This is a genomic window from Nisaea denitrificans DSM 18348 (assembly GCF_000426505.1).
Classification (GTDB): domain Bacteria; phylum Pseudomonadota; class Alphaproteobacteria; order Thalassobaculales; family Thalassobaculaceae; genus Nisaea; species Nisaea denitrificans.
In genome coordinates this window covers 1405067-1419860 of the sequence record NZ_AUFM01000011.1, presented here as the reverse complement: position 1 = coordinate 1419860, position 14794 = coordinate 1405067, and the positions used below count along the sequence as shown (strand labels likewise).

The window sequence follows — 14794 nt, the reverse complement described above, 5'->3', positions numbered from 1 at the left end:
TGTTCATCATTGCGCAACGACTTTCTTCAGGTTCCGCCTAGGCCTCTTCAATTCTCTAAGATAATACTCTAGCCTTCCCTAGCACTTCCTCAACCGCCTCCACCACATCCCCAAGCGGGATCAGCTCCGGATCCTTTCCGCCATAATCCTTCGCATCGACGATCTTCAGCCGCATCGCGCTCGGCGCGTATTTCGCTGGGTTGTGCTTGCTGAAGAGGGAGACCAGCGGGGCGCCGCCTGTGGCCATCATGTGGCCGGTGCCGCTGTCGTTGGCGAGGGCGGCATGCAGGCGGCCGGCGAGGGCCATGGCGAGGACGGGGCCTTTCAGGTGGGATTGGTTGTCCGTCCGGTCCCATTCCGGGAAGATGGCTTCAGGCACCGCTTTACGCCATTCCGGGACTTTTGCGGCTTCTTCCGGCCCGGCGAAGAAGACCGGTGTCCGGCCTTTTGCCACCTGTTCCTTTGCTACGGCGAGGAAGTTTGCTTCCGGCCAGACTTTCACCTTGTCGCCTGCGCCGGGAGCGATGCCGACATAGGTGGGGCCGTCCGGCAGCAGAGCCGCTGCGAGGGTTTTGTATTCCTCCGCCACCACATCGACATGGCCTTTATGGGCCTGGGCAACACGGTCCGGTGCGGCGAGGTCGAGCAGCAGGGTGAGGTTTTTCAGGAGGTGGCGGCCCGGCTTCTGGGCGGCGGTCGGGCGCGCGTCGGAGAGCCAGTAGCCGGCGCAGGCGCTGATGAAGCGGTTGTGCCTGATGCGGCGGACGGAGAGGGTGCGGCGCAAAGTGATCTGGGTGTCGATCACAAGATCGAAGCTTCGACCGTCCAATGGACGCGGCCCCCAGGGCAGGATGTGGTTCACATCGTCGCCGATCCCGGCCTCGGTGATCACCTCGTCGAGCAGCGGCGCGACCACGGGAGCCAGCGGGCCCGCATACATGGACGGTCCGAGCCCGGCCAGCCAGGTGATCCGCGCGTCCGGGAAGCGAGCGCGCAGGTCCTTCAGGAAAGGCAGCTTGAAAAGGCCATCGCCGATTGTCTCCCCGCAGGAATAGATCAGGATCGTCTCGGGCGTTCGCGGAGCGGCGGGTGTGACTGTCATTGCGCGTGATCGGCTCATTTTGTCGTGGGTGCGCACTATTACGAATCTTTGCTTCCAAAACCACACATGGTAGCCAAGCGGACCATTTTTGTTTGGTCGGCATTCACCCGGCAGATATCTGGAAAGCCCCTATGAGCGATACAATTCTGGTTCCCGTTGCGCCCGGCGAAATGCTGGACAAGATCACCATTCTGGAAATCAAACTGGAGCGGATCGAGGACGCGGCGAAACTTGCCAATATCGAACGCGAACACACAATGTTGCAGCAGGTGCGCGGCGAAAAGATTCCGGACAGCCCGGAACTGGCCGATGCCTATGCCCGTCTGAAAGCGGTGAACGAGACGCTCTGGGTAATCGAGGACGATATCCGCGATTGCGAGCGGGGCGGCGATTTCGGGCCTAAATTCATCGAGCTGGCGCGCAGCGTCTACCGCGTCAACGACCAGCGAGCGGCGATCAAGAAGGAGATCAACCTCCTGCTCGGCTCCGCCCTGGTCGAGGAAAAGTCCTACAAGGAATACCTCGCGCCGGAAAGGGAAGGCTCGTGAGGCGGGTATGACACTTTCCGGCGCGATGACGCCCGATCCCCGGTTCGTCCGGTTCCGGTTCTGGGTGCTGGCAGTCGTGCTGCTGCTGTTCGTGCCGGTCGGCGTGCTGGCCAAGCAGGCGATGGCGACGCTGTTCATCGCGCTGGCTATCCTGCTGCTGGGCGCCGTCTGGCTGGAAAAGCGGCGGATCGCATGGCCGGAAAAGCCGGTCCTGATCGCCTTTGCCGCCCTTGTTGCCTTGTCGCTACTCGGCGCCTGGTTCGGCGGGCAGGGGCTGCATCTGGCCGGGATGCTGAAAAAGCTCGGCCTGCTTGGGCTGTTGTTGGTGTGTGTCACGGCCGCGCCGGAAATCCGGGCCGGGCTCTCCACACGGCCGCTGGTGCTGTGTCTGGCCGCCAGCATTCTTCTCGGCGCGGTGATTTTCTCCATCGAGCTGAATTTCGACGCGCCGCTTTACCGGTTCTTCTCCGGCAAGGGCTGGGACGTTGACGTGGCGCCGTCCCGCTTCAACCGGGGCAGCACCGCGCTCGTCCTGCTGAGCTGGCCTGCCGCAGCGGGTCTGTGGCTCGCCGGGCGCCGTGCGGTGGCGCTGGTAATTGTTTTGGTCGGACTGGTTGTCCCCTCCATTGGCGAGTCCTCATCGGCAATGCTCGCGGCGGTGGCCGGGGTGCTGGTGCTGCCGCTGGCGGTGCTGAACGGACGCATGGCCTCCCGGCTTGTGCTTCTGCTCGCCGTGCTGTTGATGATCGCGGCGCCATGGCTGCTCGGTAATCTTCTGGTCTGGATTCCGGACTATGTCACGGTGTTCCCACCATCTTTCGCGGATCGTCTGGAGATCTGGCACAGCGCATCGTCGGTGGCGCTGGAACAGCCTCTGGTCGGTCTCGGCCTGGGAGCGATGCGCAGCCTTGAGGTGCCGGAGGCGGTGAGGGCGACATACAGCTTCTTCAAGCACGGCACGATCCATCCGCATAACGCGGCGATCCAGATCTGGCTCGAGCTTGGCCTCGGCGGAATTCTGGCGGCGCTGGTGCTGCTCTGGCGTCTGGTCGTGGACTCGGACCCGTTGCCGCGCCCGGCCCGGGCAGCCGCGGTCTCGGCGCTGTGCTGCGCGCTGGTGATCGCCGCCGTCTCTTACGGGCTGTGGCAGGAAACATGGCTCGGCATCATCGGCTTCACCATCCTTGCCTTCGGAGTGCTCTGCCGCAACGAAAGCCCTTCCGACTGATCTCTTTTCCAGCGCGTCTCCCTGGTGTTTAGTTACCGCAAGAACATAAAAAAAACAGGGAGGCCCAAAGTGGCTCAGTATCCGGCGGTCGACGCAGTCCGCAAAATTGGCATTCTCGGTGGCGGTACGATCGGTGCGAGCTGGTCTGCCTTCTTTCTTTCCAGGGGCTATGATGTTGTGGCCTGGGACCCGGGTCCGGATGCGGAAGCCAAGATGCGGGCTTTCATCGACAATGCGTGGCCGCAACTGACCGAACTCGGACTTTCCGCCGGTGCCGCCGTGGCGCGGCTCAGGTTCGTGGCGACGCCGGAAGAGGCGGTGACGGGGTGCGATTTTATCCAGGAAAGCGCGCCGGAACGGCTCGATATCAAGCAGGAGCTGTATGCCCGGGTCGATGCGGTTATCGGGGAGCGGACGATCTTCGCCTCCAGCACATCCGGGCTGGTGATGAGCGATCTGCAACAGGGCCTGAAGAATGCGAGCCAGTTCGTCGTCGGCCATCCGTTCAACCCGCCGCACCTGATCCCGCTGGTCGAGGTGGTCGCCGGGAAAGATTCCGATCCGGCGGCGGCGGACTGGGCGATGGATTTCTACCGGCATGTCGGTAAGCATCCGATCCGCCTGAAGAAGGAGCTGAAGGGCCATCTTGCGAACCGGCTGCAGGCCGCGCTCTGGCGTGAGGCTGTGATGGCGGTGAAAGAGGATGTCGCCTCCATCGAGGATATCGACGCAGCAATGTCTCAGGGGCCGGGCCTGCGGCTCGCCCTGATGGGCCCGCACATGATCTTCGGGCTCGCCGGGGGCAAGGGCGGCATGGGTCATTTCTACGATCACATCGGCCCGGCCATGGAAGCCTGGTGGGAGACCATGCAGGAGACGCCGAAACTGGATGCGGACCTCCGGGCGAAACTGATCGAGGGCGTGGATGCGGAAGCGGCCGGCCGGTCCATCGACCAGCTGGAAGCCGAGCGGGACGACAAGCTGATCGCCTTGCTCAAGATGCTGCAGGCGAAAGGGTAGATCCTGAAATGACCGGTTCCGGGAAATCCGTGATCGTTGTCGGCGCCGGGGTTGTCGGCGTCGCCACCGCGCTCTGCCTGCAGATGGAAGGGCACCGGGTAACGGTGCTCGACCCCAAGGCCCCCGGAACCGCGACATCGTTCGGCAATGCCGGATCGATCGCCATCGGCGCGATGTATCCCACAGGCTCTCCCGGTAATCTGAAGCAAGTGCCGAAAATGCTGATGGACCCGGCCTCCGCTGTTTCCATTCGCTGCTCCTACCTGCCGCGAATGATTCCCTGGCTCGTGCGTTTCTTCGCGGCAAGCCGGCCGTCCCGGGTGGAACAGATCTCCCGCGAGCTGACGAGTATCGTGCCGTCTGCCGCCGAGGCGCATCTGTCGCTGATGAAGGCGCACCGGATCGAGGGCATCGTCAAGCCGCTCGGCTGGCTCAAGGTCTATACCGGCGAGAAGTCTTTCGCGGGCACGCTCGAGGAGCGGCAGACCATCGAACGGCTGGGCGCCAATCTGCAGATCCTGAACCAGGACGAACTCCGCCAGCTGGAGCCCTCCCTGTCGCCACGGTTCACACATGGCGCCTTCCAGCCCGACAACCATTTCGTCACCAGCCCGGTCAAGCTGACCGAAGCCTATGCAAAGGCCTTCACGGGGCTTGGCGGCCGCTTTCTGGCCGAGAAGGTGACGCGGTTCGAATTCGACGGCGCCAGGGTGCGCAAGGTGGTGACGGATCTTGGTATGCATGAAGCGGACGATGTCGTTGTCTGCGCCGGTGCCTGGTCCGGCCGGATCTGCGAAATGCTCGGTTTCAGTGTGCCGCTGGACACGGAACGCGGGTATCACCTCAATATTATCGCGGAGGATGGCCCGAAGTTGAGCCGTCCGGTGGTGGTCGGCGATCACAGTTTCGTACTGGCGCCGATGCAGGACGGGATCCGTCTGACCAGCGGTGTCGAGTTCGCTGGTATCGATGCCCCACCGGATTTCAGGCGGATCAGGCGCATGCTGCCGCTGGCCCAAAAAGCGCTCCCCGGTCTTGGAGATAAAATCAATCGGGAATGGCTCGGGTATCGGCCGTCGACGCCCGATAGTAAACCTGTGATCGGGTTTGCACCTGGAATGCGGAACGTTTTGCTTGGATTCGGACACGGCCATATCGGGCTCACCCTTGCGGCACGTACCGGTAATATTCTGGCCGATCTGGTTTCCGGTCGGGAGCCTTCGGTTGACCTGATGCCGTTCAGCGCCAGCCGTTTCTAACCCGCGTTTCAGTCGACTTATTCATATTACGGGTTTCTGACAAATTCGGCCGATAGGCTGCTATAATAAGAAAACCATTGCTTGCGACGCGCCACGGAGTAAGAGTTCCGTGGGGACTCACCGGCACTTACGAGATTCCAGTATGAAAGGGAGAAGCATGAAAAGCTTTCAGCACCCAATTTTGAAAAAGTCCGCAGCCATTTTTGGCGCGGTACTTCTATCCGGCTGTGCCGGTATGCAGCTCGACAAGGCACGTATGGTTCAACCAGAGGGAAGCAATTTCAGTACATCGCTGTACAAGGAATACATGGCTCTCTCCGAGCTTGAATTCCTTGAGGGCGATTACAAGGATTCCGATGTGTTCGCGCTTCGGGCGATGTCCGCAGCGGGTAACAACCCGACTACTCCGGAAGAGATGAGTGCACGTAACCTTCCGGCCGCCAACAAGGGCGAGCTGGCAACGGCACGTCGCGAGCTGGTCGAAGCTTTGGCCGCCACGGCGACCGAGAAAGCCTCTGTGAATGCCGCGCAGGCTCAGGCCGCATTCGAATGCTGGATGCAGGAGCAGGAAGAAAACTTCCAGCCTGACGATATCGCTCGCTGCCGTGCGGATTACATGGCGTCGATGAAAGCCGTGCGTTCCGCGCTTGCACCGGCTCCGGCTGCTGCTGCCCCGGCACCGGCTCCGGCGCCGAAGGCTCCACAGCGTATGGCCGCGACTTACACGGTCAATTTCGACTTTGATTCGGACCAGATCACGGGCAAGGCCAGCCAGATCATCGCTGAAGCCGGCATGGCTATCGACGAGATGAAGGCAAGCACCATCATCCTGTCAGGCTACGCTGACCGGGCCGGTTCGGAAGCCTACAACATGAAGCTGTCGGATCGCCGGGCGAAGGCCGTTCTGGGCGCGCTCGATATCCGGTCGCGCAAGAAGATCGCTGAGTCGACGCAGATCAAGGTCTACGGCGAAAAGAACAACAAGAAGAAGACCGAGGACGGTGTTCGCGAGGCAGAAAACCGCCGCGTGAAGATCGAAATCATCCGCTAAGAAGCGGATACCGAATAGGAATAAGGCCGCCTTCGGGCGGCCTTATTTTTTGTTCCGGTTTTAAGTATTCCGTTATCCGAACTTGGCCATGCCTTCCACGGTCTGCCGGATGATCTGGCGGGACCGCCACAGCACCATTTCCTTCCAGTCGGCCTTGTCCGGGGAATAGTGGTCCCGGATCTGCTGCTTGATGCGCTTGGTCTCCGGTGCCGACCAGTCAACCTCGCCCTGATTGTGCAGCCAATGGTCCTCGCGCAGCACAAGCAGCCCCCGGTCGGTGGGGAATGTGCCGTATTCAAGGGCGACATATGTATAATTGTCGCCAAGTTCGGCATTCCACATTTCCCGGGATGTGCCGTGTAGCGGGATCGAGGACGAAGTGCCCAGTTCCGGCACGCCGACGGAATCTCCGTACATTTCGACCACCCGCTTCATGCCCGCACTGCCGGGCAAGTGCGCGCAGATAGGCTCGCCATAGCCATAAGGGCCAAGGCCCGTGTGATAATCGATGACGCTGACCAGAGAGCGGTCCGCAAGCTTGAAGTCACGGATGATCTTTTCCAGCGTTTGCCGCGCCCATGAGGGGCCGAAGCCGCCGAAGAACATGCTATGCGCATGTTTGTACTGACCGGCCTTGCGGGCCGTCTGGAAGGCGCTTTCGCCATGTTCGGCCCGGTATTTGGCGATCTTTTCTTTTGCCTTCGCCATGGTCTCGTCGTCGAGAGACGGCGGGACGAGGGCATCGACCAATTCGTCATGGCCCGGGTTTTCCGGAATGGGCTTCGTGAAGTCGATATAGTTCCGGTTCAGGTCGCAACCTTCTTCGGTGACCCGTCGCAGCCAGGCGAAGCCGTGCGGGTTGAGCGCGTGGATATGCAGTGCGGCCATATCCGCGTCGAGACCCTGCCGTGCGCCGGACAGGAACCAGTCGATCTGTGCGCCCGAGCCGCAGAAACCTTCCACCCCATGGGTGGAGGAGATCGTCACCAGAACCTTTTTCGCATCCTCCGGCCCAACCCAGGCGGCATCGCAGGCGAGGGTTTCGCCACAGGGGCCCTTGTTGGGGTTCTCGTAGGTCGTGACAGTGGCGCCTTCGCGCTCGGCCGCGGAAAGGAAACGCTCGCGGGCCTGACGGTAATCTTCGGAAAAGGCGTGATCGATGAATTCGAGGATGCTCATCTGGTCCAGTCCATGGGGATGATGGCGAAAGCCGTTAAGGGGCAGAGACTAGCAAACTGCCGGACCCCGGCGCCATTGCCGTAACGGAAATATCTGTTGAGCTGATCGGGACAAGTTGGCAGCGTTGCCGCCTCGGTATCCAGAAGTGCGTGCCGGAAGTGTGTGCCAGAAAAGTGTGAATGTGAGGCGTCATGGCGTTACCCGGAAACATCCTGCTTATCACCGCCGATCAGTGGCGCGGCGACTGCCTCTCCATCCTCGGTCATCCTGCGGTGCGGACGCCGCATATCGATGCGCTGGCTGCCGACGGCGTGCTGTTCGAAAGACATTATTGCCAGGCGGCGCCCTGCTCGCCGGCCCGCGCGTCGCTCTACACCGGGCTCTACCAGATGAACCACCGGGTCTGCCGCAATGGCAGCCCGCTGGATGCGCGGTTCACCAACATCGCGCAGGAAGGCCGCCGGGCCGGGTACGGCCCGGTGCTGCTCGGCTATACGGACCAGACTCTCGACCCGCGGACCCGGCACCCGAAGGACCCGCGCCTTACCACTTATGAAGAAGTACTGCCGGGGTTCGAGCGACACACCCGTTACGACGAACATGCGCTCGACTGGCTGCACTGGCTGGATGGCAAGGGTGAGGATGCGTCCGGCGGTCTCAAGGGTGTCTACGGTTCGGTGCCGCAGGACGGTCCCTTCAGCCGGGAGGATCTGACGCCGAAATTCACGTCGGAGCATACGGAAACCGGCTACATCACCGAGCGTTTCCTCGATTATCTCGGGCAGCAGGACGCGGACAAGCCCTGGTTCGCTCATCTCTCCTTCATCCGGCCGCACCCGCCGTTTTCGGTACCGGAGCCCTACAATTCAATGGTCGATGATGCGCTGGTGCCGCAGCCAAGCCGGGCGGCGTCCGTCGAAGCGGAAGCGGCACAGCATCCCTTCCTGCGTTTCGTGCTGGACCGGGTGCCGTCCAGGTCTTTCGTGCCCGGAGGTGGGGACCGGCTGGTGACGGACTGGAGCGACGACGAGATCCGCGCGGTGCGGGCAATCTATTTTGCCATGGTGGCCGAAGTCGATGCACAGCTCGGACGTCTGGTCGACGGGCTAAAAAAAGCAGGTGTCTATGAGGACACACTGATCGTGCTGACCAGCGATCACGCGGAAATGCTGGGCGATCATCATCTGTTCGGCAAACTCGGCTATTTCGAGCAGAGCTATCACATTCCGCTCATTGTCCGGATGCCGGGAGCGGATAGCCCGCGCGGCGTCAGGGTCGACCGGTTCACGGAATCCATCGATATCGCGCCAACCCTGGCGGAATGGTCCGGTATCCCGACACCGTTGCAGTATGACGGTCGGTCGCTGCTGCCGTTTCTGGAGGGCAAGGAGCCGTCCACATGGCGCGATGCCGCTCATTGGGAATTCGATTTCCGGGATGTCGTCGGCGGGGTGCCGGAGAAAGAACTCGGTTTGCGGCTCGATCAGTGCCAGCTCGCGGTACGCCGGGAGGGCAGGTTCAAATACGTCCATTTCGCCGGTTTAGCGCCGCTGTTTTTCGATCTGGAAAACGATCCGCATGAACTGGTGAACCTCTCCGGTCACCCGGACTATGCGACCGAGGAACTGGCGGCCGCTCGGGGCATGCTGTCCTGGCGTCAGGCGATGAGCGAACGCACTCTCAACGGGATCGAGGTGACGGCGGAGGGGCCGGTTGAGCGGAGCTTTGCGGAGCGTTTTTAAACAAACCCAGCGGAGCTTTGCGGAGCGTTTTAAACGAGCACAGCGGAGCTTTGCGGAGCGCTTCTGACGGCACCTTGCCATCCTTCGCGGATCGTTACTGATCCGGTTCCGCGCCGTATCTTGGCGGTGCATGCAAAGCGCTGCTAAGTTGCTGAAAACAGCGAGCGCATTCGGGGGATGCTATGAGCGAGGCGGCTGACTATTCGATTGATCCGCAGATGGCGCAGGCCATGGAGCGGATGATTAAGATCGTCGAAGAGGAAGGGCTTCCGCCGCTCCCCCTGGACCCGACCCCGCCGGAATCCCGTGTCCGGATGGAAGCGGAGCGATCCTGGTGGAACCAGGACTTGCCGGAAATGGCGGATGTGCGCGAAGAGCATATCGAAGGCCCGAATGGCCCGATCCGGGTGCGCCTGCTATATCCGAACGTACCGCGACCGGCACCGGCTCTGATCTATTTCCACGGTGGTGGCTGGGTTGTCGGTTCGCTTGAGACACATCATCGGGCGATGCGTTATCTCGCGCTGCAGAGCGGATGCGCTGTGGTTGCAGTCGATTACCGCCTCGCGCCGGAGAACAAGTTCCCCGCGCCATTGCAGGACTGTGTCGCCGCTATTGAGCATGTCCGGGACAATGGGCAGGACTGGGGCCTGGATACGGCAAAGATCGCCGTCGGCGGCGACAGCGCAGGCGCCAACCTGGCGCTTGGGTCGGCTCTGGCGATGCGCGACAAGGGCGGCAGTCCGATCCGCTCTCTCACCCTGTTCTACGGCTGCTTCGACCGGGATCTGGAAGATGAGTCCCACACGTTGTTCGGCGACGGTTCCTTTGGGCTCTCGACCGCTTCCATGCGGTGGTACTGGAACCATTATTTGCGCGACGATGCGGATGCGGCCAACCCGCTGGCTTGTCCTCTCAAGGCGGATCTTGCCGGATTGCCTCCGACGCAACTCTATCCGGCCGGTCTCGATCCGCTCCGGGATGATTCCATCCTGATGCATGACCGGATGAAAGCCGCAGGCGTGCCAGTCGACTACAAGCTCTATCCGGGGGTTTGCCACGCTTTCATCAACCTGACCCGGATGGTGGATCAGGCGCATGAGCTGATCGACGATGCCGCGACCGCGATCCGGCGTAATCTCGACCTTCGCTGACGGGCTCTCACCCGGCTGATGCGGCGGGCCGTTCTTTCGGCAGGCCGAGGGTCAGGATATTGGTCATCAGGATGGTGCCCGCGAGCATATAGAAGACGGAAGCGAGGCCGAACTGGTCCGCCAGCATGCCGCCGATGATCGGCATGACGATGGAAAAGCCGCTTTGCGTGCCGAACATCAGGCTGGTCGCAGAGCCGCTGAGATGATCCGGCGTCAGGTCCATCATCCAGCTATGCACAACCGGTCGCACCGCGTAGAGCACAAAGCCGAGCAGGGATATTCCGGCGATGAAGGCTGCTTCGTTGCCGAGGAACGTCAGGCTGGCAATCAGGACGGTGGAAGCAGTCAGCCCGGCGAGGACGACCGTGCGCCGCCCGACCCGGTCCGACCAGATCCCGGCGGCGGGCGTCGCAATGACGCCGCCGACCTGCATCGCGGCCATGGCGATGCCGATCATGACGGGGCCGGAATGCATGACGTTGGCCAGATAAAGTGGCAGGAAGGCCAGCAACCCGCCCTGTGTCATCGAACGGAACCCGCTCATCACACAGAGGCCGAGGATGGCGCGGTTCGCGATGACGGAGCGAATACCGGCGAAATATTCCAACAACCCGACACCGCGCGCGGCCGTATCTTCCGCTTTTCTTGTCTCGTAGCGCATCAGGCCGATAAAGAGGATGCCGGCAACAGCGAGCGCGGGGAGCGCGGAGATTTCAGCTGCCTGCTGCCAGCCGAACGCGGCCATCAGGGCGCCGGCGGTCAATGGCGCGAGTGTATCGCCGGCACTGGCGCCGAGCCCGTGGATGGACAGCGCATAACCCCGGTTCTTCGGATAGCGGTTTGACAGGAAGGAGATTGCCGGAGGGTGCCAGAGATTGCTGGTGACGCCGAGCACCACGACAAGCCCTGCGAGGGCGAAGAAGGTGGTGGCGAGCCCCATGACCATCAATGCCAACGCACCGATAGCGACCGACAAGACCTGGAAGATGACCCGGCGACCGGAAAGGTCCACCAACGGCCCGCTGAAGAAATTTGCGCCGAAGGCACTGAAATGAAACACGCTGACCAGCGCCCCGGTCTCCGTGTAGCTGAGGCCCAGCGTCGTCGACAGGGCGGGGAGCAGCAGGTAGAAGACCGCGTCCGTCCAATGGATGGCGCCGTGGCCGAGGCCAACCAGTGCGATCGGAAAGTTTTCCCGGAGCGGGAGCCCGGTCAGGCGTTCGGTGAGGGACATGGGGGCTCCGGGTTACTGTGAGGCTGTCGCCTCGATCGAGCGCACAAGGGCATTAGACGATGGGAGATGAAATTAGCACGCAGGCCCCGTCCCTCGGCAATCTTCTTGGCGAGTTGCTCGATCATGGAGCGGCCGAGGCAGTGCTGTTTGCGGTCCTGCTGCTGAGCGCGCTTTCAATTCTTTATTATACCGTGCGGACGGGTGTACCGCCGATGCCGTCACATCCGTCAGCACGCCAGGCCATCTTCCGGCTGATACCGGAGAATTTTGCACCGGCGACGATCTACGAGCTCGGATGCGGCTGGGGCGGGATCGCCTTCGCGCTGGCTGCGCGCTATCCGCAGGCACGGGTCGTGGCCCTCGAACTTTCGCCTGTGCCATGGCTCGTCTGCCAAGTCCGTCGTCTCGTCCAGCGCCGCCCGAACCTCGAAATCCGCCGGAAGGATTTCATGAAAACAGATCTCTCGGATGGAGATCTCGTATTCTGCTATCTGATGGTCACGCCGATGCGCGGCCTGGAGCGGAAACTCATTGGCGATCTACGACCGGGTTCTGTGGTGATTACGAGCACCTTCGCTTTTCCGGATTGGACGGCAGAGACTGTGGAGACAGTGCCGGAAGCCACGAGCGCTCAGATTTATCGCTATCGCGTGCCGGGGTGATGGCCGGGTCAGTCCAGCTCGGCTTCAAGTTCAACGTCACTGGCCGGGACGTCATGTTGCTTTTCCAAAGCGGTGATATCGCTCAAGTGATGGGCGATGCGCCAGACGTGATAGGCGCTGCGGTGCAGCCAGCGGATGCTGTCCAGCCGATTGATTGTGTCATCAAACGATAGCAGTCCGGCTGCGGCGTTTTGCGCTGCGTCCTCCCGAATGCGGTGCCGCTGATCTCTCAGTCCTTTGCGCAGTGCATCAAAGTCATGTTCTGCCGCTTTCAGGTCCTGGCTCTGGGAAATATTGGCGAGCAGGGTGACAAATTGCGCACTGACCTCTCGGAGGGCCGGGTCATGGGCGATCGTCACGATCCGTTGTGACTGGCTTGCCCGGTGACAGAGCCTGCGCAGGTGATCAAGGGCATGAATCGCGGCAGTGAACCGTCCGATCCCTGTTACGGCCGCGCGTCGAGCCTGAATGTCGGTGGCATAGAGTTCGGACTTGCTTATGGCATCCCGGATTCTTGCCAGATCGAGCCGGGTTTTCCCTCTATGGGAGCGATCTATCGCGCCATGCAGGTGATCGAAGAGGATCATGGCGCACTCGGTCAAGGTGCCGGCCAGCGCATCTGTCGCGGCGGCGGTATCAGGCAAAAGCCTGTTGTCCAGCCTGCGCGCAAGATCGGTCCCGTCGTCCGGTATCAGCCACAATATCAGCCGCGCAAACAGGCCCGTGACCGGGAGAATGAGCAGGACACCAAGTGTATTGAACGAGGTGTGAAATGCAACCAGTGCCAACTGGTCGGAGCCGGGCGCGGCTGGGTCCATGAATTGGGCGGCGATGTTTGCGAAGGGGGTCAGCAGGGAAAAGGCAAGAATCCCGGTCAGGACATTGTAGATCAAGTGGGCAAAGCCGGTCTGGCGCATGGCGGTCGATCCGCCAGTGGCCGCGAGAACGGCTGTGAAGGTGGTGGCAACGTCCATACCGATGATCATCGCCGCCGCCTGGGGCAGGTTGATCGTTCCGCTGCCGAGCGCGACCATCGCCGTCGCAATACCGGCGCTGGAGGACTGGGTTACCAGGGTGATCGCAATGCCGATGCCGACGAGCTGCAGCCGGCCGAAAAAGGTATCTGCCGGAAAATCGTCAGGCGTGATCACGCCGCCGAACAGCTCCATACCGTCCTGCATCGTGTTGAGCCCGATGAAAATCAGGCAAAACCCGGCCAGAGACCATCCGGCGAGGGCGGTCCGTCCCTTGCCGAAAAACTTCACCAGAACGGCAAGCAGGAGAATAGGTAACGCGATCGCGCCGAGCTGCAGCTTGAAGCCGAGGACGGCCACGATCCAGCCGGTCAGGGTGGTGCCGATATTTGCGCCGAAAATGATACCCAATGCCTGGGTAAAGGTCAGCAGACCGGCGCCGACGAAACCGACTGCCGTTACTGTCGTCGCGCTGGAGGACTGGACAACCGCAGTCATGAGCGCCCCGGTCAGCGCTCCCGTCGCGGGGCTGTTCGTCAATTGCGCCATGACACGGCGCTGACTGTTCCCGATCAGGCTTCTCAGGCCATCGGTCAGAATCAGCATCCCGATCAGGAACAAGCCGATTCCGCCGATGGCAACGGTAGCGCTTGCGATCATGGTCTTATAATCAACCCCTTAATCGCTCCGGGGACTAGTCGAGGCTTTTCAGACCAGCCTTTCCGCATGCCAGCGCATGTGATCTTCCATGAAACTGGCGATAAAATAGTAGGAATGATCGTAACCTTCCTGGCGCCGCATGGTCAGGCGGATTCCGGATTTATCGCAGGCCGCCTCCAGAAGCTCGGGCTTCAGCTGACCTTCGAGAAAACCGTCCGCCAGTCCCTGGTCGACCAGGATATCAGCCACCCGGGCGCCATCCTCGATCAGGGCGCAGGCATCATACTCCCGCCAGTCGGCCTTGTTAGCGCCGATATAGCCGGTCAGCGCCTTGTCGCCCCACGGGCAGTTGATCGGCGAGCAGATCGGGGCGAAGGCTGAAACGCTTTTGAACCGGTCCGGGTTTCTCAGGGCGATGGTGAGCGCGCCATGACCGCCCATTGAGTGCCCCGTGATCGCCTGCCGCGTCATATCGAGCGGCAAAGCCTGTTCGACAAGAACCGGCAGCTCCTTCTCGATGTAGCTGCGCATCCTGTAGTTGGAGGCCCACGGAGTTTCTGTCGCGTCGACATAGAAACCGGCGCCAAGGCCGAAATCGTAGGCGCCATCCGGATCGTCAGGGACGCCGTCGCCGCGCGGGCTGGTGTCCGGCGCGATCAGGGCGATTCCCAACGCAGCCGCATCGCGCTGTGCGCCGGCCTTCACCGTGAAATTCGCCTCGGTGCAGGTCAGTCCGGAGAGATACCAGAGCACGGGCACTTTGGCCGTTTCGGCCGCTGGCGGCAGGTAGACCGCAAAACGCATATCGGTCCCGGTCTCTGCCGAGGCGTGGGAATAGACAAATTGCTTTCCGCCAAAGGCCTTGGCTTCGGAGACGGTTGTCAGGGCCGGTACAGTCATTGCTCTTTATCCTTTATCGATCGCTCGCGCCGGAGGCTACACCATGGCGGCGGTGCGCGGAACGGTCCCGTAAAAACGGCG

Annotated in this window: 13 protein-coding genes; 8 read left to right on the top strand and 5 right to left on the bottom strand. The window is 61.7% G+C overall.

The genetic code is table 11. From position 1 onward, the window contains the following. Positions 1-55 precede the first annotated feature (55 nt). Entirely contained in the window at positions 56-1102 is a 1047-nt protein-coding gene (locus K328_RS0107640) for a glycosyltransferase family 9 protein (protein WP_036553235.1), read from the bottom strand. 131 nt (positions 1103-1233) lie between these two features. Between K328_RS0107640 and K328_RS0107635 the strand changes: the two genes are divergently transcribed. The 5 genes from K328_RS0107635 to K328_RS0107615 all read left to right on the top strand — a co-directional run bounded on the left by K328_RS0107635 (position 1234) and on the right by K328_RS0107615 (position 6208). Further along, positions 1234-1650 carry a DUF6165 family protein gene (locus K328_RS0107635; RefSeq protein ID WP_028465476.1) on the top strand — a complete coding sequence of 139 codons (417 nt, stop codon included), beginning with the start codon at positions 1234-1236 and terminating at the stop codon, positions 1648-1650. Positions 1651-1657: 7 nt separating this feature from the next. After that, complete coding sequence (locus K328_RS0107630; RefSeq protein ID WP_028465475.1) at positions 1658-2878, top strand: O-antigen ligase family protein; 1221 nt, start codon at positions 1658-1660, stop codon at positions 2876-2878. Between the two features lie 69 nt (positions 2879-2947). Further along, on the top strand, positions 2948-3898 hold the full coding sequence (locus tag K328_RS0107625) for a 3-hydroxyacyl-CoA dehydrogenase NAD-binding domain-containing protein (RefSeq protein WP_028465474.1): 951 nt from the start codon (positions 2948-2950) through the stop codon (positions 3896-3898). Positions 3899-3906: 8 nt separating this feature from the next. Then, complete coding sequence (locus tag K328_RS0107620; protein ID WP_028465473.1) at positions 3907-5157, top strand: NAD(P)/FAD-dependent oxidoreductase; 1251 nt, start codon at positions 3907-3909, stop codon at positions 5155-5157. 157 nt (positions 5158-5314) lie between these two features. After that, positions 5315-6208 (top strand): OmpA family protein, encoded by an 894-nt coding sequence (locus tag K328_RS0107615; protein ID WP_028465472.1) that lies wholly within the window; start codon positions 5315-5317, stop codon positions 6206-6208. Between the two features lie 72 nt (positions 6209-6280). Here K328_RS0107615 and K328_RS0107610 read toward each other — a convergent pair whose 3' ends face one another. Further along, a complete protein-coding gene (locus K328_RS0107610) occupies positions 6281-7387 on the bottom strand; it encodes a M14 family metallopeptidase (protein ID WP_028465471.1) in 1107 nt (368 codons plus the stop codon). A 191-nt stretch (positions 7388-7578) separates the two neighbouring features. Here K328_RS0107610 and K328_RS0107605 point away from each other — a divergent pair, with 191 nt between their 5' ends. Both K328_RS0107605 and K328_RS0107600 read left to right on the top strand, forming a co-directional pair. Then, positions 7579-9129, top strand: a complete 1551-nt coding sequence (locus K328_RS0107605) for an alkaline phosphatase family protein (RefSeq protein WP_028465470.1) — start codon at positions 7579-7581, stop codon at positions 9127-9129. A gap of 182 nt (positions 9130-9311) precedes the next feature. Continuing rightward, positions 9312-10283, top strand: coding sequence for an alpha/beta hydrolase fold domain-containing protein (locus K328_RS0107600; RefSeq protein WP_036553233.1), 972 nt, complete (start codon positions 9312-9314; stop codon positions 10281-10283). A gap of 7 nt (positions 10284-10290) precedes the next feature. Here K328_RS0107600 and K328_RS0107595 read toward each other — a convergent pair whose 3' ends face one another. Beyond that, the gene (locus K328_RS0107595; protein WP_051284625.1) at positions 10291-11517 is read right to left on the bottom strand and encodes an MFS transporter; all 1227 of its coding nucleotides are present in this window, start codon (positions 11515-11517) and stop codon (positions 10291-10293) included. Between the two features lie 59 nt (positions 11518-11576). Here K328_RS0107595 and K328_RS22980 point away from each other — a divergent pair, with 59 nt between their 5' ends. Next, positions 11577-12179 (top strand): class I SAM-dependent methyltransferase, encoded by a 603-nt coding sequence (locus K328_RS22980; RefSeq protein ID WP_051284624.1) that lies wholly within the window; start codon positions 11577-11579, stop codon positions 12177-12179. An 8-nt stretch (positions 12180-12187) separates the two neighbouring features. On the opposite strand, the gene K328_RS22975 is transcribed toward K328_RS22980, so the two are convergent. Both K328_RS22975 and fghA read right to left on the bottom strand, forming a co-directional pair. Continuing rightward, positions 12188-13813: a Na/Pi cotransporter family protein gene (locus K328_RS22975; protein WP_036553232.1), complete on the bottom strand. Its 1626-nt coding sequence runs from the start codon at positions 13811-13813 to the stop codon at positions 12188-12190. A gap of 48 nt (positions 13814-13861) precedes the next feature. Next, positions 13862-14713, bottom strand: coding sequence for an S-formylglutathione hydrolase (fghA, locus tag K328_RS0107580; protein WP_028465467.1), 852 nt, complete (start codon positions 14711-14713; stop codon positions 13862-13864). Positions 14714-14794 lie beyond the last annotated feature (81 nt).